At 62.9% G+C, this 24,583-nt stretch carries 19 protein-coding genes, 1 pseudogene and 1 riboswitch; of the genes and pseudogenes, 12 read left to right on the forward strand and 8 right to left on the reverse strand.

Translation table 11 applies throughout. The features are described from left to right. Positions 1-90 precede the first annotated feature (90 nt). From VGE08_RS25530 to VGE08_RS25540, 3 genes are all read left to right on the forward strand, one after another. Positions 91-2,535 (forward strand): EAL domain-containing protein, encoded by a 2,445-nt coding sequence (locus VGE08_RS25530; protein WP_331070759.1) that lies wholly within the window; start codon positions 91-93, stop codon positions 2,533-2,535. Between the two features lie 296 nt (positions 2,536-2,831). Beyond that, positions 2,832-3,623, forward strand: a complete 792-nt coding sequence (locus tag VGE08_RS25535) for an NYN domain-containing protein (protein ID WP_331070760.1) — start codon at positions 2,832-2,834, stop codon at positions 3,621-3,623. Positions 3,624-3,727: 104 nt separating this feature from the next. Then, complete coding sequence (locus VGE08_RS25540; protein ID WP_331070761.1) at positions 3,728-5,644, forward strand: ATP-binding cassette domain-containing protein; 1,917 nt, start codon at positions 3,728-3,730, stop codon at positions 5,642-5,644. Positions 5,645-5,659: 15 nt separating this feature from the next. On the opposite strand, the gene VGE08_RS25545 is transcribed toward VGE08_RS25540, so the two are convergent. Next, on the reverse strand, positions 5,660-6,277 hold the full coding sequence (locus VGE08_RS25545) for a TetR/AcrR family transcriptional regulator (protein WP_331070762.1): 618 nt from the start codon (positions 6,275-6,277) through the stop codon (positions 5,660-5,662). 228 nt (positions 6,278-6,505) lie between these two features. Here VGE08_RS25545 and VGE08_RS25550 point away from each other — a divergent pair, with 228 nt between their 5' ends. From VGE08_RS25550 to VGE08_RS25560, 3 genes are all read left to right on the forward strand, one after another. Continuing rightward, entirely contained in the window at positions 6,506-6,871 is a 366-nt protein-coding gene (locus tag VGE08_RS25550) for an energy transducer TonB (RefSeq protein ID WP_331070763.1), read from the forward strand. A gap of 223 nt (positions 6,872-7,094) precedes the next feature. Beyond that, on the forward strand, positions 7,095-7,553 hold the full coding sequence (locus VGE08_RS25555; protein WP_331070764.1) for a hypothetical protein: 459 nt from the start codon (positions 7,095-7,097) through the stop codon (positions 7,551-7,553). Between the two features lie 125 nt (positions 7,554-7,678). After that, positions 7,679-8,479, forward strand: a complete 801-nt coding sequence (locus VGE08_RS25560) for a tyrosine-protein phosphatase (RefSeq protein WP_331070765.1) — start codon at positions 7,679-7,681, stop codon at positions 8,477-8,479. Between the two features lie 3 nt (positions 8,480-8,482). Here the strand turns inward: VGE08_RS25560 and VGE08_RS25565 are convergent, their stop codons facing one another. After that, positions 8,483-9,898, reverse strand: coding sequence for a short-chain fatty acid transporter (locus VGE08_RS25565; protein ID WP_331070766.1), 1,416 nt, complete (start codon positions 9,896-9,898; stop codon positions 8,483-8,485). 102 nt (positions 9,899-10,000) lie between these two features. After that, positions 10,001-13,348 carry a GH36-type glycosyl hydrolase domain-containing protein gene (locus tag VGE08_RS25570; RefSeq protein ID WP_331070767.1) on the reverse strand — a complete coding sequence of 1,116 codons (3,348 nt, stop codon included), beginning with the start codon at positions 13,346-13,348 and terminating at the stop codon, positions 10,001-10,003. Positions 13,349-13,510: 162 nt separating this feature from the next. On the opposite strand from VGE08_RS25570, the gene VGE08_RS25575 reads away from it, so the two are divergent. After that, complete coding sequence (locus VGE08_RS25575; protein WP_331070768.1) at positions 13,511-13,957, forward strand: CBS domain-containing protein; 447 nt, start codon at positions 13,511-13,513, stop codon at positions 13,955-13,957. A gap of 111 nt (positions 13,958-14,068) precedes the next feature. On the opposite strand, the gene VGE08_RS25580 is transcribed toward VGE08_RS25575, so the two are convergent. The 3 genes from VGE08_RS25580 to VGE08_RS25590 form a co-directional block, all read right to left on the reverse strand. Beyond that, on the reverse strand, positions 14,069-14,548 hold the full coding sequence (locus tag VGE08_RS25580) for a glutathione peroxidase (protein ID WP_331070769.1): 480 nt from the start codon (positions 14,546-14,548) through the stop codon (positions 14,069-14,071). A gap of 12 nt (positions 14,549-14,560) precedes the next feature. Beyond that, positions 14,561-14,968 (reverse strand): hypothetical protein, encoded by a 408-nt coding sequence (locus tag VGE08_RS25585; RefSeq protein WP_331070770.1) that lies wholly within the window; start codon positions 14,966-14,968, stop codon positions 14,561-14,563. An 89-nt stretch (positions 14,969-15,057) separates the two neighbouring features. Continuing rightward, on the reverse strand, positions 15,058-15,810 hold the full coding sequence (locus VGE08_RS25590; protein WP_331070771.1) for a TetR family transcriptional regulator: 753 nt from the start codon (positions 15,808-15,810) through the stop codon (positions 15,058-15,060). 225 nt (positions 15,811-16,035) lie between these two features. On the opposite strand from VGE08_RS25590, the gene VGE08_RS25595 reads away from it, so the two are divergent. Genes VGE08_RS25595 through VGE08_RS25605 form a run of 3 tightly spaced genes read left to right on the forward strand, consistent with a single transcriptional unit; the run spans position 16,036 to position 19,242 of the window. Continuing rightward, complete coding sequence (locus VGE08_RS25595) at positions 16,036-17,208, forward strand: acetyl-CoA C-acetyltransferase (protein ID WP_331070772.1); 1,173 nt, start codon at positions 16,036-16,038, stop codon at positions 17,206-17,208. Positions 17,209-17,266: 58 nt separating this feature from the next. After that, positions 17,267-18,052: an SDR family NAD(P)-dependent oxidoreductase gene (locus VGE08_RS25600; protein ID WP_331070773.1), complete on the forward strand. Its 786-nt coding sequence runs from the start codon at positions 17,267-17,269 to the stop codon at positions 18,050-18,052. Between the two features lie 26 nt (positions 18,053-18,078). Continuing rightward, positions 18,079-19,242, forward strand: a complete 1,164-nt coding sequence (locus VGE08_RS25605) for an acyl-CoA dehydrogenase family protein (RefSeq protein WP_331070774.1) — start codon at positions 18,079-18,081, stop codon at positions 19,240-19,242. 134 nt (positions 19,243-19,376) lie between these two features. On the opposite strand, the gene VGE08_RS25610 is transcribed toward VGE08_RS25605, so the two are convergent. After that, positions 19,377-20,312 carry a peptidylprolyl isomerase gene (locus tag VGE08_RS25610; protein ID WP_414717535.1) on the reverse strand — a complete coding sequence of 312 codons (936 nt, stop codon included), beginning with the start codon at positions 20,310-20,312 and terminating at the stop codon, positions 19,377-19,379. A 252-nt stretch (positions 20,313-20,564) separates the two neighbouring features. On the opposite strand from VGE08_RS25610, the gene VGE08_RS25615 reads away from it, so the two are divergent. Further along, complete coding sequence (locus VGE08_RS25615) at positions 20,565-22,358, forward strand: DUF885 domain-containing protein (RefSeq protein ID WP_331070776.1); 1,794 nt, start codon at positions 20,565-20,567, stop codon at positions 22,356-22,358. After that, positions 22,359-23,308 (forward strand): annotated as a pseudogene (locus VGE08_RS25620) (AEC family transporter). Positions 23,309-23,329: 21 nt separating this feature from the next. On the opposite strand, the gene VGE08_RS25625 reads toward VGE08_RS25620, so the two are convergent. Beyond that, positions 23,330-24,142: a hypothetical protein gene (locus VGE08_RS25625; RefSeq protein WP_331070778.1), complete on the reverse strand. Its 813-nt coding sequence runs from the start codon at positions 24,140-24,142 to the stop codon at positions 23,330-23,332. Positions 24,143-24,295: 153 nt separating this feature from the next. Then, positions 24,296-24,384: riboswitch (cyclic di-GMP riboswitch) on the reverse strand. Positions 24,385-24,583 lie beyond the last annotated feature (199 nt).

Here is a 24,583-nt window from a genome sequence, read left to right on the forward strand (position 1 = left end):
CGCCGGACGGAGGCACTTCGGCGGCATCGGCCGCTGCCCGCGAGTCATGCACGACGGGATGGACACTAGCAGCACAGCGCGGAGTATGGGTTGAGATCCCGGGGCCTCAAAATCAGGTTGCTGTCGGTCGCCGTGGCGGCGGGCATCAGCATTGCGGCGACGCTGTTCCTGCTGGAATACCTCGACTACCGCAAATCCAGCGAGGCGCTCGTGAGGCAAGGCGAGCGCTCGCTGCTGATCGCCGAAGCGCAGCGCCTGGACCTGCTGGCCAGCGACATGGCTGCGGCTGGCGCGCAGGCCCTGGAAACCGCTGTGCGAGAGCAGGACCGTGCCACCGTCGAGCTGGTGGTCAACTCGCTGTTGAACAATCCCTATTCGATTTCCGCGCACGTCGTGGCGCCGGACGGGGCGATCGTCTACGAGGCCGTGCGGCAGGACCAGTGGACACGGCAGATCACCGATCAGGATAAACGGACCATCCGCCGTGGGCTGGGCGGAGCCGAGTCGCTGGGAACCCTGGAGATCGTCGTCGGCCGCCCGGGGCTGGCCGACACCGCGCACGCGCTGCGCGCCCAGCTGCAGCGTATTCAAGAAGGCGACTTCGAACGCCGCATCTGGGTCGTGGCGGGCGTGGGTGTGCTGATCACCGGCCTGTTGACCCTGGTCGCATGGATGCTGGCACAGCGGCTCGAGCGGCCCATCGTCGAGTTGATCCGCTCCGCCGAACGCATCGGCGAAGGCGACTACACCCGGCCGCACAAGGTCACCAGCAACGACGAGATCGCCGAGCTGGAGATGGCGCTGGATCGCATGCGGCAGAACTTGCGCCAGACCACCATCACCAAGAACTACCTGACCATCGTTCTGAACAGCATGAACGACGCCGTGCTGGTGACCTCGCCGGACGGCCTGGTGCGCAAGATCAACGACGCGGCGGTCCGGCTGTTCGGTTACAACGAGGAAGAGATTGCCGGCCAGCCGTTCATCAATCTGATCGCCGAGAGCGAGCGCGAGAATTTCTCCCTGGAAGCGGCCGCCGTGGAAACGCGCGAGACCGTGATCGCCACTCATAGCGGCCAGACGATTCCTGTGTCGCTCTCCGGCGCGCCGATCGCGGGCGACGATCCGCAGTTCCAGGGCACGATTTTCGTCGTCCGCAACATCACCGACCGCAAGCGGGCCGAGCGCCGCATTCGTTACCTGGCGCGCTACGACGCACTTACCAAAGTGCCGAATCGCATGCAGTTCCAGCACATGCTGCAGCAGGCGATCGCGCGGGCACGCCGCAACGATCGCGGCATCGTGATGCTGTATCTGGACATGGACCGGTTCAAGGAGATCAACGACACGTTCGGTCACTCCGCCGGCGACCGCACGCTCGAAGTGCTCAGCGAACGTTTGATTCGCATCCTGCCGCGCGAGGCCGTGGTCGGGCGCCTGGCCGGCGACGAGTTCGGCTTGTTCATCGAGGGCTTCGCCGATTCCGAGGATGAGCGCACGCAAGCGGCGAATCTCGCGCGCATGGTGCTGGCGGAAGTCTGCAAGGCTTATTACGTCGATCAGCAGGAAGTGTTCCTGACCGCCAGCGTCGGCATCGCGTTCTGCCCGAAGGATGCGGAGAACGTGATCGACCTGATCCGCAACGCCGACGCGGCGATGTATCACTCGAAACAGAACGGCGGCAACAGCTTCGCGTTCTATTCGCCCGACATGAACGGCGCGGCGGTGGAACGTCTGATGCTCAAGAGCAAGCTGCGCCGCGCGCTGGAGCGTGACGAGCTGATGATGCTGTATCAGCCGAAGGTCGACCTGCGCGATGGCCGCATCGTCGGCGCCGAAGCGCTGCTGCGCTGGCGGTTACCGGGACATGGCGACATTCCGCCGTCGCAATTCATTCCGCTGGCGGAAGAAACAAACCTGATCCTGGGCATTGGCGAGTGGGTGCTGAACCGCGTCTGCGCCGACTATCGGCGCTGGCAGGAGAAGATCAAGAACCCGGGCCGCGTCTCCATCAACCTGTCGCTGAAACAGCTGCGCCAGGCGAGCTTCATCACCCGTTGCAAGTCGGTGTTCCGTCGTCACGAAGTGTCGCCCACGTGCTTCGAGCTGGAGATCACCGAAACCACGCTGATGGTCGACCCCAAGCGCACCATCAAGCTGCTCGACGAGCTGTATGCCATGGGCCTGCACCTGTCCATCGACGACTTCGGCACCGGCTACTCCTCACTCAGCGCCTTGCAACAGTTCCCCATCGGCACGCTGAAGATCGACCAGTCCTTCGTGCGCGATGCCGCCATCAACTCCGACGACGCCACCATCGTTCGCACCATCATCGACATGGGCAAAGCCCTCGAAGTCGAAGTGGTCGCCGAAGGCGTCGAAACCGAAGAACAATTCAACTTCCTGCGCAACCGCGGCTGCCACTACGGCCAAGGCCGCCTGTTCGGCGACGCCATGACCGCCGACGAATTCTTCAATCTCGTCACCTCCCAAGAAACCGGCCGCGCCAAAGTCAGCGAGCTGTTCGCGTCGTAACCTCCACGCGGAATTCGCGCGCAACCGTGCGCGCATCCTACTCGCGCGCATGCTCGCGGAGCGCGCGCGGCTTTCCGGGAAAATTCAGGTTGTTTGGTGCGACGCGCTCCCGGTAGTAATGCGCCCCACAAGGAACAAGGATGTCGTACCGTGATCAGAATTCCGCTGAAAACCTTATTGTCTCCAAGCCACCCTTACGCTACAGTCCACCGCCATAGCGCCCTTGGCAGTAAACGGCTCCTCCTTCTGAATCCAGGAACCGTCGAACCCAGGGGCTTTTCGTTTTGGGCGACTTTATGAGCAGGGTCGCCATTCTCGTCGACCTGGGCTTCTTTCTGCCGCGCTATCGCCGCTTGATCGAATGCCATGCGATCCCCGCCCATAGCGCGAAGCAAGTTGCCGCGGCCCTGTTTGCAACAGCCGTGCGCCACGTGCACAGGGAGCATGGCGAAGAGCTGTATAGAATCTTCGTCTACGATTGCAAACCGCTGGACAAGAAAGCCCACCATCCGGTGACTGGCAAGACCATCGATTTCTCTCGAACGACGCTGTTCAAATTTCGCAACGACCTGCACCGAGAGCTGATCTGCCTGCGCAAGGTGGCGCTGCGTCTGGGCGAGTTGGCCGACGACTCGCGCTGGGTCATTCGACCGGAGCCGCTCAAGCGTTTGCTGCGAAAAGAAATCACGGTGAATGATCTGACCGAAGACGATCTGCGCTACGACGTCACCCAGAAGGGAGTGGCTATCAAATTCGGTCTCGACATCGCATCACTCGCTTACAAGAAACTCGTCGAAAGAATCGTCCTGATCACCGGCGACTCCGATTTCGTCCCAGCCGCCAAGCTGGCGCGCCGAGAGGGATTGGATGTGGTGCTGGATCCCTTGTGGAACCACATCGCGCACAGCCTGCATGAGCACATCGATGGATTGAAATCGTTCTGGGTGAAGCGCGACGGCGACAGCCGTCATGAACTCTCGCGACGTGTGCGGTCCCGTCGCAGCGGTGTGAAGGAACAGCCATGGCTGACACGTCGCGATGGAACCCGCCCGTGGCAGCGAACCATGAGTCCGGGGCAGTCGAAGTAACACGAGCAATCGCCCAGGGCCGATCCATCGGGGCGACCCAACCGCGGCGATCTGCCGGTCCGATCTGCTAGGATTGCGGGCCAGCACCGCTGTCCAGATCGTCCATGCTTTCCTTCTCCTCCCTCGCCCTTCGGCGCGGCACGCGCCTGTTGATTTCGGATGCATCTTTCACCGTTTATCGCGGCGAGAAGGTTGGCATCGTGGGCGCCAATGGCTGTGGCAAATCGAGTTTGTTGGCATTGGTGCTGGGCGAGCTGCAGCCGGATGCGGGAAGTGTGGAATATCCGTCGCAGCTGGTGGTGGCGCATGTGGCGCAGGAACTGGAGGCAACGGATCGGCCGGCGATCGAGTTCGTGATGGATGGCGACGAGGAACTGCGCGTCACCGAAACAGCGATAGCGCAAGCGGAGGCCAGCAATGCCGGCACGAAGCTCGGTGAGCTTCATGCTCGCTACGCGGCGTTGGGTGGATATGACGCGAGGAGTCGCGCGGGAAAATTGATGCACGGCCTGGGCTTCTCCGCGGCGGACGAGACGCGCCCGGTGAGTGCATTCTCCGGTGGCTGGCGAGTGAGGCTGAACGTGGCACAGGCGCTGATGTGCCGCTCCGATCTGCTGCTGCTCGACGAGCCCACCAACCACCTCGATCTCGACGCCGTCATCTGGCTCGAACAATGGCTGCGCAACTATCAAGGCACGTTGCTGATGATCGCGCACGACCGCGAGTTCCTCGACCGCACCGTCGGGCGCATCGTGCACATTGAAAACGGCGCCGCGAAAATCTACTCGGGCAACTATTCCGCATTCGAAGAACAACGTGCCGCGCAGCTGGCGCAACAGCAATCCATGTACGAACGCCAGCAGCGCGAGATCAAGCACATGATGAGCTTCATCGAGCGCTTCAAGGCCAAGGCCACCAAGGCCAAGCAAGCGCAGAGCCGCATCAAGGCGCTGGAACGCATGGAGCGCATCGCGCCGGCACACGTCGACTCGCAATTCGAATTCACATTCCTGCCGCCGCAGAAACTGCCGCGCCCGCTGTTGACGCTGGAAAAGCAATCGGTCGGCTACGGCGATCGCATCGTGCTCGAAAACATCAGCATGACGATCGCGCCCGGTAGCCGCATTGCCCTGCTCGGCCGCAACGGCGCCGGTAAATCGACATTGATGAAACTGCTGGCGGGCGAGCTTGCGGCATTCGACGGCAAGCGCACCGAAGCGCGTGACCTGAAGATCGGCTACTTCGCCCAGCACCAGCTCGAGCAACTGAGCGTTGACGACTCACCGCTCGGCCATCTGAAACGTCTGGGCGGCGAAGCTGCGGCAAAGGCCACTGAACAGGAACTGCGCACGTTTCTAGGCAGCTTCGGCTTCAGCGGCGATCGCGTGTTCGAACCGGTCGGCCCCTTCTCGGGCGGAGAAAAGGCGCGCCTGGTTCTGGCCCTGGTCAGTTACCTGCGGCCCAATCTGTTGCTGCTCGACGAGCCCACCAACCATCTCGATCTGGAAATGCGCCAGGCACTGGCCATGGCACTGCAGGACTACGAAGCGGCCGTGGTGCTCGTCTCGCACGATCGTCATCTGCTGCGCGCCGTTGCCGACGAATTGGTCCTGGTCGACCAGGGCCGGGCGCAGCCCTTCGACGGCGATCTCGACGACTACGCTCAATGGTTCACGAAGCGGGAAGAAAGCGAGACCGCCAACGAGGCTGCCTCGCCTGGAGCGCTCAGCGCCGAGCAAAAGAAACAACGCAAGCGCGAGGAAGCGGAACGCCGCAATCGCTTGAGTCCGCTCAAAGCGGATATCGCGCGGCTCGAAAAACAACTGGCGAAGCTGGAACAGGAACGCGCCACCGTCGAGAGCGCGCTGGCCGAGCCCGATATCTACAACCCGGGCGCCAAGCAGAAGCTGCAGGAACTGCTGCAGCAACAAACGCGATTGAAGCGCGATATCGCCGCCACCGAAAGCGATTGGCTGGCCGCCAGCGAGAAGCTCGACGCCGAAATGTCGGCCGGCAGCTAGCGGGCGCTGTGACCGCTAGTTCTTCAGCTGCAGGTCGATAAGCGCATCCGCGGCCTCGACCAGGTACTGCTGCGGCCCGTTCTTACCGAGCGCCAGCGCCGACGAGAACGCCCCGTCGACCAGCAGCATCAATTGTTCGGTCAGCACTTCCGGGCTCTTCACGCCCTCGATGTTGTTCACGAGCCCGCGCAGCCGCCGCCGCAGCTCCTCGATTTCTTCGATGGCCAGTTTGCGCGCCGGATGCTCCGGATCGGGAAAAGCAACGATCATGTTCATGAACGGACAGCCGCGGAAATGCGAGCTGCTCACATACCGGGCAATGCCGTTCAGATGGGCCCGCAATCGCGCCCGCGGCTCCGGATCGCTCATCGCCGCGGTCTTGTCCCAGCCGGCCCAGCGATCCTTCTGTTCCTGCTCCAGGACCGCCACGATCAACGCGTCCTTGGACGGAAACCAGCGATACAGGCTGGTCTTGGCCACGCCCGACCGGGCGACCACCGTGTCGACCCCGACGGCGCGCGCACCTTCCTTATAAAACAAGTCTCTAGCCGTGTTCAGGATCCGGTCCCGGACGCTTTCAGCGGGTGCCGCGGCGGCGGCGCTGCCGGCGCGAGGTTTGGCAGTTGGCTTCATGGGCCCCCTTCTGGCAGTTGACAACGATACAGACCTGTCCGTAGCATGAGAACAGACAGGTCTGTAGGGTCCTATTTAGCCTCGGGCACCCGGCCAATGCAATCGAAGCTTTCTATACGACGGACAGCTTGTCGCAATTCCCTGCACCCGCGCGGCAAAGCCCGCCTGCCGCGCGACGTAGGCCTGGCAACGATCGTGCGACCTCGCACTTACTGTCCGGAGACGGCAATGAATCCTATCAGCCCTAGCCTTCTCAGCTCTGGCCTCGCCATTCTGGCCGCGACTATCGCCATCCCCGCCACCACCGCCTATTCCGCCAGCTGTGGCATGCGTGTGGTTCTAAGCGACACGGATTTTCCCATGCGCTCGCAACTGCGTGGGCAAAAAGGCACGGTACTCATCAACGTAACTCTCGATGCTGACGGCCACGCCACAGGCGCGGAAGTGCAGCGGTCCAGCGGCCATCTGCTGCTCGATCTCGCCGCCACGCGCAGCGTGCTCAACAAGTGGCAGTTCGATGTTTCTCATTGCGCTCACACCTTCCCGGCCACGCATCAAGTCGCGGTGGAGTTCCGCAACGACGAGTACGAATAGCCCCCGCAAGCCCCGAATTCTCGACCCCTTGTCTCCTCTCTCCCAACGCGGTGGAGAGAGGAGCTTTTTTTGGTCGCGCCACAGCGCCAGGGCGCATTGGAAACGGAACTTTCAGGCGTCATACTCCCTCCTGAGGGTATGACCTTGGCCTCTGGCCGCGCCAGCTATCCGCGGACCGAGGATCAAGGACGTTCGATCGCCAGCGCTTATCGGGTACCACACCATGAACTCGCCACGCCGCAGTTGCTCGATGGTCGCGATGATTGTCGTTGGCGCTTTGCTTTGCAGCCCCTCGTGGGGCGAGGAACCGGCCCCTGCCAACGTCTCCGCGGTCGTGTTCCGGCCGGCAACCCCACCGCAGAAGCCGTTGGATTTGCGACCGCCCGACATCACACACCTGTTCACGTCTGAAGAGCTCAACAGGATTCTGGCGGCGAGCTTCATCTCCGAGAACATCGAGGAAGTCGAGGTCGAACGCGAACGTGATCGCATGCCGAATACTCCGACGCCCTGGCCGGGGATCGCCGCGCCGTTCTGGGCGCTGCTGAACCCGACGCAGTCCTGGCGCATCTTTGCGCCGCTGCCGCCGGATCAGACGCGTGGCTTGCGTTTCGTGCGGGCGAACGCCACCGACGCGTATGTGCTCGAGCCCGCGGGCGTTCCCTCACCTCACGCGCAGTAATCGATCTGTTCCCGCGGACCGCGCTGTAGAACAGAGCTCGTCGTCCCACCGTCGTCATGCGGCGCCTGGGTTGCGCTCGTCGGTCCCTGTGAGACACTGCACCCCTTCCCTGGCAAGGCGTGTTCATGACTTCATCGGCTCCCACCGTTCGCGTCGAACGCGAACGCGTTCTCTCGTTGCAAGGCGGTTGTAATTTTCGCGATGTCGGCGGCTATCGAACCCAGCACGGCGCCAGCACGCGCTGGGGCAAGGTGTATCGAGCCGGTGTGCTCACCTACTTCACCGAAGAAGACCACGCACCGCTGATCAATCTGCAAGTGCGGGCGATCTGCGACCTGCGACGCGCCGAGGAGCGCGAACGCGAGCCGACTCGGTGGCCACACGACAACATCACCGGCCTGTCATGGGACGACGGCGTCGTGACTCCGACGCTTCGCGGCCTCGCCGCCAACCGCCCACGGACCGCGGCAGGAATGTTCGACACCATGATCGCGTTGTACCGCGCGCTGCCTGAATGGATGGCACCACGCATCGGCGGCCTGTTCTCCACCATCGCCAAAGGCGATATACCGCTGATCGTTCATTGCGCAGCCGGCAAGGATCGCACCGGCATCGCGGTAGCCGTGCTGCTGCGAGCCTTGGGCGTGCCGGAACAAACAGTCATCGAGGACTACCTGCTCACCAACGTATCGGGCAACTTCGAAGAGTTCATTCGCTCGCGCCATCAGGCGCATCTTGGCCTCACGGATACGCACAGCCCGCTGCTGTCGATGCCCGAAGAGATGCGACGCGTATTGTTCAGTGCCGACGCCGCCTTTCTCGAAGCGGCATTCGAGCAGATCGGAGATGTCGAGGCGTATCTGACGAAGACCGCCGCCGTCAGTCCGGCAATCCTGGATCGCGTGCGCTCCACCTTGCTGGAATGAAGCTCACGGCATCACGGGCGGGTGATACTCCAGCATCATTCCGAACGCCCACAGCAGGAACAAGACCACCGGCACGTGCACGATGAACTGAAGCATCGTGAAGCCGATGACATCCCGCGCACGCAGCTTCAGGATGCCCAGCAGCGGCAGCATCCAGAACGGGTTGATCAAGTTGGGCAGTGCCTCGGCCGCGTTATAGACCTGCACTGCCCATCCGAGATGGACCTGCAGCTCGTTGGCAGCCTGCATGACATAGGGCGCCTCGATGATCCACTTGCCGCCGCCGGAAGGCACGAAAAATCCGAGCACCGCCGAATAGATGCCCATCACCACGGGAAAAGATTCCCGGGTCGCCGCGTTCGCGAAGAAGGTCGACAGATGATGTGCGATGCTCTGCCCATCGCTGCCGACGGCCGACACCAGGATGGCCGCAATCCCGCCATAGAACGGGAACTGAATCAGCACGCCACTGACGCCCGACACGCTCCTCGCCACGGAATCGAGGAACACTCGCGGCCGCCAGCACAACAGCAATCCCAACATCACGAACAGGAAGTTGTAAGTGTTGAGGTTGGAGATCGCCAGCGCCGCGCCTTTGGTCGCGAACTCCTGGATCAACCACGCCGCGCCCAGCGCGGCAATCAAGACGTTGAGCAAGGGACTGTGTTCGAGCCATTCGCCGGGCCGGCTCGCTGCGGGGGTGCGCGTGACCGGCGGCGGTTCGGCAACAATGCCCAAGCGACCGGCGGTCTGAGCATTCTCGTTGCGCGGTGCCGTGAACCAGGCGATCGCCAGCGTCACCACGATGAGCACTGCCGTCAGGGCGATCGATTGCCACAGAAAGATCGTCTCGGTGAATGGAATGACACCAGTGATCTGCAACAGCGCCGGCGGCATGCTCGCGGGATTCGCCTGCAGCTGGGCAGCCGACGATGACAATCCCATCGCCCACACCGATCCCATGCCGAGATAGGCAGCCGCGCCCGCCGCGCGATAATCCACGGCGAGATCTTCGCGTCGAGACAAAGCACGCACCAGCAAGCTGCCCAGGATCATGCTCAAACCCCAGTGCAGCAGCGAGAACAACATGCTGATTCCGGCGACCCAGCACACGGCGCCCCGTCCGGAGCGAGGCAATGCCGCGAGCTTGTCGATCAGGCGCGCAGCAGGCGGTGAGCTTGCCACGACGTAGCCGCCGATGATGATGAAGCTCATCTGCATGGTGAACGGAATCAGGCTCCAGAAGCCGTCGCCGAACGCCTTCGCGGTTTGCGTCACCGGCGAGCCCAGGGCAATGGCCGCAATCGCGACCAGGATCACACCGAGCACCGCGAACACGTAGGCGTCAGGGATCCAGCGCTCGGACCAGGCGCAGCATCGCAGGGAAATGCGTTCCAACCAGCCGGCTTGTTTTTCCATATCTGATTGCTAGCGGGGCTTCGACCGAATTGTTTGTATTGGCGCGCGGCGTGCTTCTCGCGAACGCTGTCGCAAGAGAGCAGGCCCGGAGCGCGGCGGCTGTTAGCCTACCTTGATTTTCACGGTATTGTGCGGCTGATCCAGCTTGCTGACCAGGAGCGAGCGATGGATGCGGGCGGCGCCTTTGCGATAGGGGTTGGCATCATGGCTCAGCGGCACGTCGTGTCCATTGACGCTCACCGCGCTCACGCCCCAACCCGCACCGCCGATCTCATAGTTCAGCAACACTGGCTTGCCGAACAACGACAGCCGCACACGCAAGCCATTCAATGCCGCGGGGATGACGGGATCCAGCGTAATGTCTTCGGCTTCGATGCTCAAACCGAGGAACCGCCGCACGATCAAGCCCACGCCGATGCCGGCGCCGCTGGAGTACACGCGCCAGCCGCCATCGAGCGGCACCGTGCCCTGAGCCACTCGCTGGTACTCGGCACTCGCCCGATAGCGATCCTCGAACGCCGCGTCGGAGCTGGAGTAGTAGCAGTTCGCCTGCCGCAGCGTCGCGCTCGGCACCAGGCTCTGAATCCCGATGGGGTTGGCCTGGCACAGCGCCCGAAAGAACCGCTCGGTTTCGCCCACTCTGGCCAGCGCCTGCGCATAGCGCAGATGCGCATGCATGTACATCAAGCCGATCTCGCGGCCGAAGAACGCCGCGCTCTCGGCACGTTGAAAGAATCGCTGCGGCCCGCCGTGATAAGTCATGGGCCGATCGAACAATCGCACGCCGTCCGGGCCGCTCAGGTGCAAGTCGATCACACGCAGATGCTGCTGCAGCTGTTGGGAACTGAACAGGTCTTCGAGGATGGCGTGGATCATCGCCAGCGAGCTGTAGCGAACCCCCGTGATGCCGTCACGAGGATGCAGCAGATAGCTTTCCCGGCCCTGCTCCTCGAACAGCGCGTAACCGGCGAGCACACCATCCACCAGCAGCACATGCTGAAAATCGCGCTTGACGTTGACGGCCCAGCTCGCGAAACGCGCCGCTTCCTCCTTGCGACCGATGCTTCGCAAAGCCTGCGCCAGCGTCGTCAACACTTGATGATGCAGCGTGACCGTCCAGGCGCTGCACAGCCGCTCGCGCATGGCAGGATCGGCTGGCTGTAACGCGTCGTTCCAGTCACCATGCCCATACGCGGCCAGCGCCGTGCCGGGTACGACACGGCGTTCGATCACCTTCAATGCACGCTCCACGTGTTTCCAAACGGTCACGGCGGGGAGCGCGCGTCCCGACGAGAAGAATGGCACCGGCTCGTCGAGAATCGAGCCGTCGCCCGACGCGAGCAGGTATTGTGACAATGCGAGCAATGGCCAGAACACGATGTCGCCGTGAGAATCGCCGGCGCGAATGTCGCGTTCCCGATCGAAGAACATGAACCATTGCGGCCAGTCGCCATCCGGCGTTTGTGCCCGCATGACTCGCAACAACAGATCGCGAATGGGCCCGAAGTGACCCGACGCCAGCAGCATCTCGACCGGTCCCTGCGTCACATCGCGAGTGCCCCAGCCGCCGCCCGAGTATTGCTCCAGGCCTCGTGGCGAAAGGTAGTGCACCAACGCGTTGTGCCTGAACCAAGGCACAATCTCCGCAAGGCGCTCCATTTGCGCGGCGAGCGGACTATCGGGCGGCGCTTCGATGCCGAGCAGATCGACGAGCGGCTCGTCCTGCGTGTCCGGTACATCGACGCTCTCGGTGACGAGATTGCCGCGAATGTCGAGCGCGAATGACTTGCTCGCACCGATGACCATGCAAAGGAACGGCTGCTGGCGAGAGCGCCCGTCGAGAAACAGCATTTCATCGCCGCCAATGTGCTCGATCCGTGCTTCCGCGTGCGGCGTAATGACGAAGCTGCCTTGCGGGAACTTGCGCGCCAGCTCGCTTCCCTCCGCTGGTTGGATCACGATCTCGCTGCCATCCTGACGCCAGCGCGCCGCGCCAGGCGCACTGCCGTCGTCGCCATCGAGTGCGACGTGGCAAGTAATCAGCAAGCGCACCGGCTCCCTGCAGAACACCTGCAGGCTCATCCGATGCTCCGCGTGTGCCTCGCTGCGAACTTCGATCATTTCTCCCGCATGTTTGTAGAACCATCGACACTCATCCGGCCGCATCTCGTACGCCGATGGTAGATCGAGCAGGCGCCATTCGCCGTTCAGCTCGACGAACAAGCGCAGTCCATGCGAACGAAACAATCCCAGGTAGCTGTGCACCGTGGACAGCAGCCGGTTGAAGCTCACGTGGCCTTGCGTGAACATCGAGTGAAACACGCCGTTCATCCACACCGTGGACGTGAGCGCCATCTCGTCCGGCGTCACATGCCGGCCCGAGCGCAGCAGATGGCCGTGAGGCCGCAGCACTCGCTTCTGCTTGGCGCGCAGGACCACATGCCGATCCGCTTCATAAAAGAACGAAAGCATGGTGCCATGCTCATCCCGCTCTTCGTGACGGCGCTGCGCAGCGAACAACGCGCCGATTTCATCCGGTTGCAGGTCGAGTGCGTTCAGCGCGGGCGCATGGCTGAACAGAGTCGCGGAGCCTGATGCTTCATTGGAAATAGCATCGATCTCCGTGAACGCCGCCTCAGGCAGCGCGAGCACCTCATCGACCGCGTTCAGATCGCTGAGAGAAGTCGCTTCGGGATGGTCCGGACTGAAGCCGCCGAAGAAGCCGGTGTTGACGCGTTCGCCGGGTGCGAGATGCAGTGGCTCGTCCTGGATCGCCACCATCGAATGTTCGTGTTGCAATCGTCGTGTCGGCAACCCTTGCACAATGCCGACTGGAGGCTCGCCCGCACGCGTGGCAAGTCCATGCACTTGCAACCCGTCAGTGGCGAATGCTTCGGCTCGCCGCAAGGAGCCGATGACACACCACGGATTGCGACCGCCCGCAGCGAGGTTCTGGCGAGAGGCCACCACGTGGCCGTACTTCGAATGCAACAAAGGCGTGTGATCGACGTACTGGCTGACATAGAACTCGTTCAGCCGGACAGTGCCGTAGGAAGACAGCGCCAGATCCTGCACGTAGATAACGTCCACCTGCTGCGCCGAGCTTCCAGAGCTTTCCAGACTCACTTGCCAGAACCACGCAGGCGCTGCAGTCGCAAGCCGCAACTGCACCGTGTAGCGAATGCCTTGCCACTCGCCGCGACCGCTCCAGGCGTCGCCGGTCCGTTGCCAGCCAGTCGGGCTGCGCGGCCCGAGCAGTTCGATGTACTGCACCGCGTCGGGGTTCAACCGTCGCAAGTACAGATTGGCGACACTGCCCTCCAACTCGTTGCCGATGAACAGATTGACGATGGTGTCGCCGTGGTCCATGCGCCGCACGGCGCCGTTCTCCAGCAACTCGGCCGTCAATCCGGCGGGACTCTCCAAGCACGTGACGGTCGATAGCGGCATCTGCGACTTTCCTGGCGCGTGCGAATGGCAGTGAAATATGACGGCAGCAATGGCTTGCAGTGTAGTGCATGCCGTTCCACGCGCGGAACCGCAGCGTTACTGAAGAGTTGAGCCGGATACTCGCCGCTCTCTCATTGCTCCTTCATTCTCGAGGAGACCGCCATGAAAATTCGCGATGCCATGACCCGAGACGTCTGCATGGTCCGCCCCGACCAGACCATTCGCGACGCCGCCCAATTGATGGCCCAGATGGACATCGGCTCGCTGCCCGTTCAGGACAATGACCGCCTGGTGGGCATGATCACCGATAGAGATATCGCCGTGCGTGCCATCGCCCAAGGCAAAGGTGCCGATGCCCGCGTGAGCGATGTGATGACCAGCGAGATCAGGTATTGCTACGAAGACCAGGACGTCGAAGAAGTGACTCGCAACATGGGCGAGCAGCGCCTGCGGCGCTTGCCGGTGATGAATCGGGACAAGCGGCTGGTCGGCATCCTGTCGTTGGGCGACCTGGCGCGGGACGACCAAAGCCAGGACGAGGCCGGCGAGGCGCTGAGCGGCATTTCACGTCCCGGAGGCTTGCATTCGCAGTCGACGCTACGCCACTGACTCGCGCGTGAAGCGTCTATCTTGCTCACCCTCGCGCCCGAGGGTGAGCACGGCAAGTCACTCGTCCAACATGGCGCGGCTTTGAGCATCGAGCTCATCTCTATAGCAACTCTATAGCAACGCCTCGACGTTGGTCTGAAGATCCTCTGGCTTGGTGGTGGGCGCGAACCGGTCGACCACCTTGCCAGAGCGATCGACCAGGAACTTGGTGAAGTTCCATTTGATGGCCTCGCTGCCGAGCAGGCCCCTGGCATTGCTCTTCAACCACTGATACAGCGGATGCGCAGTCGCGCCATTCACGTCGATCTTCTCGAACATGGGGAAGCTCACGCCATAGTTCTTCTGGCAGAACGCGCCGATCTCAGCGGCCGTGCCCGGCTCCTGCGCGCCGAATTGATTGCATGGAAAGCCCAGCACCTCCAGCCCGCGATCCCGATACTTCTGGTACAGCGCTTCCAGCCCTTCGTACTGGGGCGTGAAGCCACACTTGCTCGCGGTATTGACTACCAGCAACACCTTGCCTGCATAGTCCCGCAACGCCACCGGTTTGCCCTCGAGACTGTTGGCCGAGAAATCATGGAGCGTGGTCATCACCGTTCTCCTTCAACGCAACTCGCCTTCGACCAGGGTGAAGCCGTCGGCGAAGTACGGCGTCTCGCCGAAACAATTGGTGGGAACACCGCGGTGCTCCGAATAGTGCACGCGCATCTGCCGGCCGACATTCGCCGTCAGCTGTTTGGCCAGCTGTTCGTCACGAGTGCTGAAATGCCAGATCTCCGGAGCCACGCCGCCGACGATGTACAGAGCCAGTTCGCCTTCATAGGTCTTGCAGAGCCAGCCCCGGCGGGAAAATTTTTGCAGGATGCCGGCGCGCTCTCCTTCCGAATAGGCCCAGTTCAAGGTGAACCAGGTCCACGCCGCTCCCAGCAGCAGCCCCAGCACCAGCACACCGATCAAGATGCGCACCGCCCATCGGCGCGGACGACGGAAATGCAGGGCGGACTCGGCCATATTGTTGATCTCTTCGGGGGCGAGACCGACAGTGTGGCCAAGGTCCTCGGCACACTCAACTACAACGCGACCGGAGCCGCGTGCCGGAGTCAGCGGCCGGCTTTGCCCGAACGCCTGGCGGCTTTCGGAGCCGGCGGCATGGGGTTGCGCAGCCCGTTGATGAAGATGTCGTAAACGTGAGCGATGTACCGCTCGCGCACCGCGTCCGTGACTCCGGCACCGCCGACGATGGACTGCAGCGCGTAGCGTGCATTGAACAGGTGATCGCAGGCACCCAGCAGGTTCACATAGAACAGCACCGGCTCCACCGGCTTGAATTCGCCAGTCTGCACGCCCTGCTCCAGCAATTGCTGCTGCAACTCCATCAACGGCCGTACGAACACGCGTGCGATGTGGCGGCCGCTGCTGGTCTCGGCCTCGCGATGATCGAGCAGCGAATGCATCAGGCGATTCAGATAAGGCCGCCGATAGAAGCCATTGATGATGCCGGCGATATGCAGGCGCAACTTCTCGCTCGGCGGCATGTCCGCCTCCAGCAAGTTGCGCACCCGTTGCAGCTCCACCGCGGCCTCGCGCTCCACCAGCGCCACCATCAGCCCTTCCTTGTTGCCGAAGTAGTACTTCACCAGCGCCGAGTTCAGGCCCGAGTGCGCGGCGATCTCGCTCAAGGAAACATTGATGCCATGACGGTCACTCATCAGCTGGCTGGCCGTGTCCAGCAACCGGTCGCGCGCGTTGAAATCTTCGGGAACGGCGCCGCGCGCGATGCGCCCGGCCTTGCGACGCGGCGCGCGGGAACGATCGTTGGCTTTGGCATCGGCTCGGGCGGAAACGCGGGACATCTTCTTTCTGATGGATCGCTGTAGATCGGTCGCTGGGGGCACTCGGTCGGACAGTCAGGCAGTGCGCACATCCTACCGCAAACGCCGCCCGAAACACTCGCCGCACACCCGCCGGATGCTATTCTTTAACTGATTGATTAATTGTTCGGGATGGCGTCCAATGTCGCCCCCGGCGTCACTGGAGCGGGCCGCTGGCGCGCTCCCTCAAGAGGATTCTCAAGGGTCATGAGCACTGCGTATATCGTCGCGGCCGCCCGGACGGCGGGAGGTCGCAAGGCCGGTCGTCTGTCCGGCTGGCACCCGGCCGACCTGGCCGGGCAAATCCTCAATGCACTGGTCGAGCGGGCACAGGCCGATCCGGCACTGATCGAAGACGTGATCATGGGTTGCGTCACTCAGGTCGGCGAGCAGTCCTCGAACGTGGCGCGCAATGCCGTGCTGTCTTCCAAGCTGCCCGAAAGCGTGCCGGCCACTTCGGTGGACCGTCAGTGCGGATCGTCGCAACAGGCCGTGCACTTCGCCGCGCAAGCGGTTATGTCAGGCGTGCACGACATCGTGATCGCGGCTGGCGTCGAAAGCATGAGCCGCGTGCCCATGGGCCTGTCCATCACCTTGCCGGCCAAGAACGGTTTCGGCATTCCCAGTGGCGAGGCCCTCAAGCGTCGCTATCCGGGCATCGAGTTCAGTCAGTTCATGGGCGCCGAAATGGTCGCCAGGAAATATGACCTGACCAAGGACCAGCTCGACGAATTTGCTCTCGCCTCGCATCAGCGCGCCATCGCCGCGACGCGTGCCAATGCTTTCGAGCAGGAAATCGTGCCGATCGAAGTCACGCTGCCCGACGGCAAGAAGGAACTGCACACGGTCGACGAAGGCATCCGCTTCGATGCCACCCTCGAAGGCATTCGCGGCGTAAAGTTGCTGCAGGAAGGCGGCCGTATCACCGCGGCCACCGCCAGCCAGATCTGCGACGGCGCATCCGGCGTGCTGATCGTGAACGAGAAGGGATTGAAGACGCTCGGCGTGCAACCGCTGGCGCGCATTCATCACATGTCTCTGTTGGGTCACGACCCGGTGATCATGCTCGAAGCGCCGCTGCCGGCGACCGAGCGCGCGCTGAAGAAGACAGGCATGAAGATCGATGACATCGATCTGTTCGAGGTGAACGAAGCGTTCGCGTCCGTGCCGCTCGCCTGGCTGCAAGCAACCGGTGCCGATCCCGCACGGCTCAACGTCAACGGCGGTGCGATCGCACTCGGCCATCCGCTCGGCGCGTCGGGCACGAAGCTGATGACCACGCTGATCTACGCGCTCAAGCAACGCAACAAGCGTTACGGCTTGCAGACCATGTGCGAAGGCGGCGGCATGGCAAACGTGACCATCATCGAGCGGCTGTAACTCTTTTCATATATATAGCCCCCGCGCACCCAGGCGGGGCCTGTCCAGCAAGGTGTCTATGAAACTCGATTCCTCCATTTCCGCCGTCGTTACCGGCGGCGCTTCTGGTCTAGGTGCGGCAACCGCGCGCGCGTTGGCAGCGCTCGGCGTCAAGGTCGCGATCTTCGACATGAACTCGGACAAGGGCGAGGCCCTCGCCAAGGAAATCGGCGGCGTGTTCTGCAAGGTCAATGTGACTTCGGACGCGGATGTCGATGCCGGATTCGCCAAGTCACGCGCCGCCATCGGCCAGGAGCGCATCCTGATCAACTGCGCCGGCACCGGTCTGCCGATCAAGACGGCCAGCCGCGACAAGGCCACCGGCGCGATCAAACATTTTCCGCTGGATGCCTTCGACAAGATCATCCAGATCAATCTGGTCGGCACGTTCCGTTGTATCGCCAAATCGGCGGCCGGCATGCTGTCGCTCGACCCGCTGGATGCGCAGGGCGAGCGCGGTGTCATTATCAATACCGCGTCCGTGGCGGCACAGGATGGCCAGATTGGCCAGGCGTCGTATTCGGCATCGAAAGCCGGCGTGGTGGGCATGACGTTGCCTATCGCGCGCGACCTGATGAATGACGGCATTCGCGTCAACACGATTCTGCCGGGCATCTTCGACACACCACTGATGCACAGCGCGCCCGAGAACGTGCGCGCCGCGCTGGCTGCTTCGGTGCCGTTTCCGAGGCGCATGGGCCAGCCGGAGGAATACGCCTCGCTGGCGCTCGAGATGTGCCGCAACAGCTATTTCAATGGCGAGTCGGTGCGCCTCGACGGCGCCATCCGCATGGCGCCCCGCTAACCTTCACTTCTTCGACAAGAACACCCATGCGCAGAACCATCTTTGAAACCGAGCACGAACAATTCCGCGAGTCGGCGCGGCGCTTCTTCCAGAAAGAGATCGGCCCGCACGGCGAACGCTGGCGCGAGCAAGGCTCGGTGGATCGTGAAGCGTATCTGAAAGCCGGCGAGCAGGGCTTTCTGCTCATGTGGGCAGATCCGGAGTACGGCGGCGCCGGCGTCTCCGACTTTCGTTACGAGCAGATCCTGATCGAGGAGAACGTTCGCTGGGGTGAAGCCGGCTTTTTCATGATGCTGCATTCGCGGCTGGTCGCGCCGTACATCGGTCACCTCGGTACGCCGGAGCAGAAAGCCCGGCTGCTGCCGAAGTGCATTAGCGGCGAATCCATCCTGGGTATCGCCATGACCGAGCCCGGCGCGGGCAGCGATCTGGCGGGCATGAAAACCCGCGCCGAGGATCGCGGCGACCATTGGTTGTTGAATGGCTCCAAGACGTATATCTCCAACGGCCAGATCGGCGATGTATTCATCGTCGCCGCGCGCACCGACCCGACGCGCAAGCATGGGCTGGGACTGTTCATCGTGGAGCGCGGCATGGAAGGGTTCCGCCGTGGGCGCAATCTGGCCAAGATGGGCCTGAAGGCGCAGGACACCTCCGAGCTGTTCTTCAACGACGTGAAAGTGCCGAAGGAAAATGTACTCGGCGAGCCCGGCAAGGGCTTTTACTACCTGACGACGCTTCTTTCGGAAGAAAGATTGATCGCGTCGGTGGGCTCGCTGGCCGCGGCGCAGACGGCGTTCGAGCTCACGCTGGAGTACGTGAAGGATCGCAAGGCGTTCGGACAGCCGGTCGGGACGTTCCAGAACTCGAGGTTCAAGTTGGCGGAGATGCGGGCGCAGATCGATGCCATGCAATGTTTCGTCGATCAGTGCGTGATGGAGCACAACGCGGGGCAGCTGGATAGTGTCACGGCTGCGGAGGCGAAGATGCTTACGTCGGAGCTGGAAGGGCGAGTGGTGGACGAGTGCGTACAGTTGCACGGGGGTGCGGGGTATATGGATGAGTATGCGGTGTCGCGGCTTTATACCAATGCCCGCATCAGTCGGGTTTTTGCGGGAAGCAATGAAATCATGAGGGAGATCATCGGGCGGTCGTTGGATTTGGATGATCGGAAGTTGGCCAAGGGCTGAGGGTGCCTCGTCGGCGCGCTAGCGCGCGCCGCTCGGCCAAGAAATTTCTCTTTTTTTGTTTTGTGCCGCGCTTCGCGCGGCACGAAACAAGAGCCTCGGATTTGGCCCGACGACAAAGCTCCGCCAAATCCGGGCTATTGCACCTTCCTCACCGGCAACGGTACGTTGCAAACGTCGATGCGACCGGCGGGGACTTTGTACCATTCGTCCTGGCGGTTGCGGCGTGATTCGACCAGGTCGGTGAAGGTTTGCGTATCGGTGCGCAGGACTTCGAGGTTGGCGCGCTCTGCCGCAGGTACGTCGGCGGCCAGGCGGATTTGAGTGATCGGCGTGCGCTCCTCGGGCTGCTCGTAGAAACCCATCGTGCCGCGGCCGCGAGGCAGGGTGGAAAGAATATCCATGCCTTGAACCACGCGGCCGACCAGTGTGATGTTTCGATCGAGGTTGCGAGGCGCGTTGCCGATGGCGACGTACAACTCAGCGCCGCTGCCACTATTCACATCGTTGTCGCGCCCTGCTCCGACCATGCCGTAGCAATGGACCAGCCACGCCGAGCCTTGGGCTGACTCACGCGCGGCGGGGAACCCGTTGACGAAGCCAGTCTGTGGCGCATACGTGTCTGGATCGGGCAGCGGCGTGAAATCCAGCCCAACTGCTGAACGCGTGAACTCCGGTGGCAGCGATCGCTTCGCCTCTCCCAAAGGCTTGTTCGCATTCGCATCGCCCCATTGCACGACATAGTTATCCTGCGATCGCGTGATTGCCAGGCCATCGAAATAGCTGGCTCGCGCCAACGCCCGCAGGTTGGCTGCATGTTTGGGCGCGAAGTCGGGCTGAAGCTCGATGACCACGCGGCCGTTGGGCAAGTCCATATACAACGTGTTGCTCGGATCGAGCGGCCGCCAGTCGGACGGCTTGGACGCCGCCAGCACATCAGCCATGGTGTGGCCAGCCGCACCCGCCGGCAGCGAAGCAAAGCTCAAAGCCAGGACAGCAAGGACAACGACGCGGGGCGCTCTGATCACGGCCAATTCCTTATGCGAGTGGCCGCGACTATGCCCGTGCTGCATATCCGGAATCAAACCAACCCAATGGGCGGGGTCGCTCGGCGGCGAAAGCGGTGGCGGCGGTGGCAGTTGCATTCATGATCGTTCGGAGCACAGCAGGCTTCAGAACCATGAGCCCGGCTGAGACGAATCAAGCTGCGCTGTTGTGACAAGCCCGGCCCATTGTGGCATCGTGGCCGCCGTTTTTCCGGGTGTGGCGCTCCGCCGACCTGCCGGTCAACACTCGACCTCCGCCTGACAGAAGAGGAGCAAGAAATGCAGAGAACCAAGCTGCTCGTGGTGCTGGCGTACACGCTGCTGTTGCCATGCCTGGCACTGGCGCAGGCCAACCCGGCCGCCAGCCGTTCAGGAGTGGACGCGTTTTTCGCCCGCTTCACCGATGACTGGGTGCGAGCCGATCCCGACCTGGCCACCAGCACGCGTTACTTCACCGGCGAGGAACAGCACCAGCTCGAGCAGCAACTCACTCCGCGCACTCGCGCGCATGCCCTGGAACGGATCAAGCGAGCCAGGCGCGGCCTGGCCGAGCTGCAGAAGTTCGATCGCAGCAAGATGAACGACTCGCAGCGCATCTCGGCCGAGCTCATGCAATGGCAGCTGGAGAGCATCGTCGCCGGCGAAGCGTTCCTCGACTACGACTTCCCGCTGGATCAATTCAACGGCGCCAATGTCGGGCTGGTGGAAACATTGACCCTGCGCCATCCCTTGGCGAAGCCGGCTGACGCCTCGAACTACGTGACCCGCATGAAGCAGATCGGCATGCGCATGGACGAAGCGGTGAGCGAGGCTCGTCGGCTGGTGGCAAAGAAGATGCTGCCGCCCCGCTTCATCGTGCAGACGACGCTCACTCAAATGCGCACGTTCACCGATGCGGCCCCGGCGCAGAATCCATTGGTGACGGCGTTCGCCCAGCGCATTCAGAACATCGAGGGGCTCGGCACCGCGCAGCGCACGGAATTGCAGGCGCAAGCGGTTCGTATCGTGTCCGAGCAGGTGTATCCGGCCTGGCATCGCGCCATCAACCTGCTCGAAAGCATTCTGCCCGACACCACCGACGACGCCGGACTGTGGCGGTTCCCGGGAGGTGCCGACGCTTATGCCTACGCGCTGGGCCGGTTCACCACCACGAAGCTGACCGCCGAGGAGATCCACGAGATCGGCCTGCAACAGGTGGCGCACATCGAAGCAGAGATGGACGAGATATTCCGCAAGCTCGGCCGCGCTGAAGGCACCGTCGCGGAGCGCGCCAGGAAGCTACGCGCCGACCTGTCGTATCCGGACCCTACGTCGGAGGCGAGCCGTACCGCCATGATGCGTGACATCGACGGCATGATCGCCGACGCGCTCAAGCGCAGCCCGGCGCTGTTCGACCTGATGCCGAAATCACCCGTCGTGGCGCAACCCTTCCCGCGCTTTCGCGAGGCCAGCGCCGCGGCCAACTACAATCGAGCGCCGCTCGACGGCTCCCGCTCGGCAATCTTCCAGATGCCGCTGCGGCCACAACGCATGACCAAGTACGGCCTGCGCACGCTGGTGTATCACGAGACGGTGCCGGGCCATCACTTCCAGATCGCCATCGAGCAGGAAAATGCCGACCTGCCCAAGTTCCGGCAGGCACGCGTGCTGGGCGGAATCTCCGCGATGTCGGAAGGTTGGGCGCTGTACGCCGAACGGCTCGTGGCCGAGAACGGCTGGTACAAGGGCGACCAGGAAGGGCTGCTCGGCATGTTGGATGCGCAATTGTTCCGCGCCCGCCGGCTGGTCGTGGACACCGGGCTGCATGCCAGGAAGTGGACGCGCCAACAGGCCATCGACTACGGCCTCGAGCCCAGCGAGGTCGAACGCTACGTTGTGTACCCCGGCCAGGCCTGCTCCTACATGATCGGCGCGATCCGGATCACCGAGCTGCGCGATCGCGCTCGCGCGGCGCTTGGAGATGATTTTTCTCCTCAAGAATTCCACAACGTCGTGCTGCGCACCGGCACCGCGCCTCTCGAACTGCTGAGCCGCGAAGTCGATCGTTACATCGCGGGAGCCTCGGCCAACTGAATGCGTGCCTTCTGGCAGTTCTTCCGGCTGTCCGCGCCACTATTCGTCATCGTCTTTGCCGGATTTGCGATTGCGAAGTGGCGCTGGCGGCGGGAGTGGACCGAGCTGGGCTCCAGGCTGGTGTTCACAGTGGCGCTGCCAGCGCTGCTGTTTCATATGATGACCGGACTGTCGCGCTTGCCGCCGGTGGACATGCGCCTGCTGATCGCGTTCTTCGGCGGCTGCTTCATCGTGTTTCTGGTCGGGCGCGTGGTCTCGGCGCGCCTGTTTCATCTCGACGGTACCGCTCAGTCAGTGTTCGCGCTGGCGGGAATCTTCTCCAACAACGTGCTGCTCGGCGTGCCGCTCGCGAAGCTCACGCTGGGCGAGCAGGCGCTGCCGTCGGTGGCGCTGGTGCTGGTGTTCAACTCGCTGACCTTGTGGACCCTGGTGACTCTCTCGGTCGAATGGGCCCGTAACGGCGCGTTCACCGTGCAAGGCTTCGGCAAGACGACACTCAGCGTGCTCAAGAATCCACTGATCCTCGCCATCATCAGCGGCTCGCTGGTGGGCTGGTCCGGCGTGCAACTGTATGACTGGGTCGAAGTCACGCTCGCGGGCATCGGCAAGCTCGCCGCGCCGCTCGCGCTGCTGGTGCTCGGCATGGGGCTCGCCGAGTACAGCCTTCGCCAGGGGCTGGATCAAACCCTGGCGATCTGCGCCATCAAGCTGATCGTGCAGCCGCTGGTGGTCTGGGGACTGGCGGTGCTGTTGGGTCTGCCGCCGCTGGAAACGAGCGTGGTGGTGTTGTTGGCATCGCTCGCAGTCGGCATCAACGTCTACATCATGGCCTGGCCGCGCAGTTCAACACGCTTCAAAGCACCATCGCCGGCAGCCTGGTGCTGTCGACAGCACTGGCGTCGCTGACGACGCCAGTGCTGCTGGCTCTACTGCATGCGTTGCACGCTTGATCGGCCTGCCAATCGGCCCGATCAACTGATCGTGCGCGAAATGACGTTCGACAGCTTGCTCTCTTCGCCAGTCGCGGTGTACGCGCGAACAGCGAAGAAATAGGTGCCTTTCGGCAGGTTCTCAACCGTGAAGCTGTTCTGACCCGCGCTCTGCACTTCGATCGAATTCACCAGCGCATTCTCGTTGGTGCCGAAGTGAATGCGATAGCCGGCGAGGTTCTGCAGTGTTTCGCCGGTGACCGTGCGGGTCGGAACCTCCCAGGACAATGCGACGTTCGGGCCGGACGGCGTCGCCGAGGGCGACGTGGTCGGGCTCGACGTGGTCGGGCTCGATGCGACCGTGATCGAGAACGCCTGCAGCGAAGCGCTGGCTTTGCCGTCGCTCACGGTGATCACGATATCGCTGGTGGTGCCGGCGGTGCTCGGCGTGCCGGTGAGCTGGCCGGTGGCCGTGTTGAATTCGGCCCACTCGGGCTTGTTCTGGATGGAGAACGCCAGCGCGTCGCCATCGGGATCGGTGGCCTGCGGCGCCATCGAGTAGACCGCGCCGATGCTGGCTTGGGTGACCGGCGAACCGGAAATCGTCGGCGCCGAATTCCCACCCGTGTTGCCGATGCCTGTGCCGCTGCCTGTGCCCGTGCCGCTGCCGCTATCGGTGCCACTGCCGCTGCCGCTGTCGCTGGAACCACCAGCGCCATCCGCTGCATTGGCCGAAGCGGTACCGCCGCCGCCACCGCCACCGCCGCCGCCGCAACCCGCGGCCATCGCACTTGCCATGATCAGCGCCAGCAGCCCGCTCCGCTGCGCCCACTTCCCGACATTCGCCTTCTGCATCTGACAGCCCTTGATACATCTTCCGGCGCTCGCGCGCGCGGCGTGAATTTCCAAGGGCAAGACGCGGTCGCGCTCATGGCGACCAGACAAATCACCGGTGTGCTCGCGCACACATAGAACATCCGTGCCTCGACGGCACTTTGCTCTCGCTAATTTGGCAGCCCCGCTGTCTTCAAGGCGCGAGCCCCGTAAGACCGGTTGCTTTGCGTCCCCGACTTTCGACGGGTTTGCCCTTGACGGTAGCGAGCCTCGAGAAGCCCTTTCGAGGTGGCGATCGCCGGTCAGGCGCGCACGAGCGCGCAGCCGACCTGGCTCTCACCTGATTTCAGTCAGACGACGAATGCTCATCACATCCTCGACCCGCTGCGGTATTCGCTTTCCCTGCGAACCCTGTTGTTGATCTCCGAAGTGTTACTGGTGGAGATCCTTGGGCGCCAGTTT

This window comes from Steroidobacter sp. (assembly GCF_036406195.1).
Classification (GTDB): domain Bacteria; phylum Pseudomonadota; class Gammaproteobacteria; order Steroidobacterales; family Steroidobacteraceae; genus Steroidobacter.

What these genes read in the sequence shown, in the direction of transcription:
- VGE08_RS25535 (WP_331070760.1), top strand. Translation starts at nt 2,832, where the DNA reads ATGAGCAGGGTCGCCATTCTCGTCGACCTGGGCTTCTTTCTGCCGCGC.
- VGE08_RS25540 (WP_331070761.1), top strand. Translation starts at nt 3,728, where the DNA reads ATGCTTTCCTTCTCCTCCCTCGCCCTTCGGCGCGGCACGCGCCTGTTG.
- VGE08_RS25545 (WP_331070762.1), bottom strand. Translation starts at nt 6,277, where the DNA reads ATGAAGCCAACTGCCAAACCTCGCGCCGGCAGCGCCGCCGCCGCGGCA.
- VGE08_RS25550 (WP_331070763.1), top strand. Translation starts at nt 6,506, where the DNA reads ATGAATCCTATCAGCCCTAGCCTTCTCAGCTCTGGCCTCGCCATTCTG.
- VGE08_RS25555 (WP_331070764.1), top strand. Translation starts at nt 7,095, where the DNA reads ATGAACTCGCCACGCCGCAGTTGCTCGATGGTCGCGATGATTGTCGTT.
- VGE08_RS25560 (WP_331070765.1), top strand. Translation starts at nt 7,679, where the DNA reads ATGACTTCATCGGCTCCCACCGTTCGCGTCGAACGCGAACGCGTTCTC.
- VGE08_RS25565 (WP_331070766.1), bottom strand. Translation starts at nt 9,898, where the DNA reads ATGGAAAAACAAGCCGGCTGGTTGGAACGCATTTCCCTGCGATGCTGC.
- VGE08_RS25570 (WP_331070767.1), bottom strand. Translation starts at nt 13,348, where the DNA reads ATGCCGCTATCGACCGTCACGTGCTTGGAGAGTCCCGCCGGATTGACG.
- VGE08_RS25575 (WP_331070768.1), top strand. Translation starts at nt 13,511, where the DNA reads ATGAAAATTCGCGATGCCATGACCCGAGACGTCTGCATGGTCCGCCCC.
- VGE08_RS25580 (WP_331070769.1), bottom strand. Translation starts at nt 14,548, where the DNA reads ATGACCACGCTCCATGATTTCTCGGCCAACAGTCTCGAGGGCAAACCG.
- VGE08_RS25585 (WP_331070770.1), bottom strand. Translation starts at nt 14,968, where the DNA reads ATGGCCGAGTCCGCCCTGCATTTCCGTCGTCCGCGCCGATGGGCGGTG.
- VGE08_RS25590 (WP_331070771.1), bottom strand. Translation starts at nt 15,810, where the DNA reads ATGTCCCGCGTTTCCGCCCGAGCCGATGCCAAAGCCAACGATCGTTCC.
- VGE08_RS25595 (WP_331070772.1), top strand. Translation starts at nt 16,036, where the DNA reads ATGAGCACTGCGTATATCGTCGCGGCCGCCCGGACGGCGGGAGGTCGC.
- VGE08_RS25600 (WP_331070773.1), top strand. Translation starts at nt 17,267, where the DNA reads ATGAAACTCGATTCCTCCATTTCCGCCGTCGTTACCGGCGGCGCTTCT.
- VGE08_RS25605 (WP_331070774.1), top strand. Translation starts at nt 18,079, where the DNA reads ATGCGCAGAACCATCTTTGAAACCGAGCACGAACAATTCCGCGAGTCG.
- VGE08_RS25610 (WP_414717535.1), bottom strand. Translation starts at nt 20,312, where the DNA reads ATGCAGCACGGGCATAGTCGCGGCCACTCGCATAAGGAATTGGCCGTG.
- VGE08_RS25615 (WP_331070776.1), top strand. Translation starts at nt 20,565, where the DNA reads ATGCAGAGAACCAAGCTGCTCGTGGTGCTGGCGTACACGCTGCTGTTG.
- VGE08_RS25625 (WP_331070778.1), bottom strand. Translation starts at nt 24,142, where the DNA reads ATGCAGAAGGCGAATGTCGGGAAGTGGGCGCAGCGGAGCGGGCTGCTG.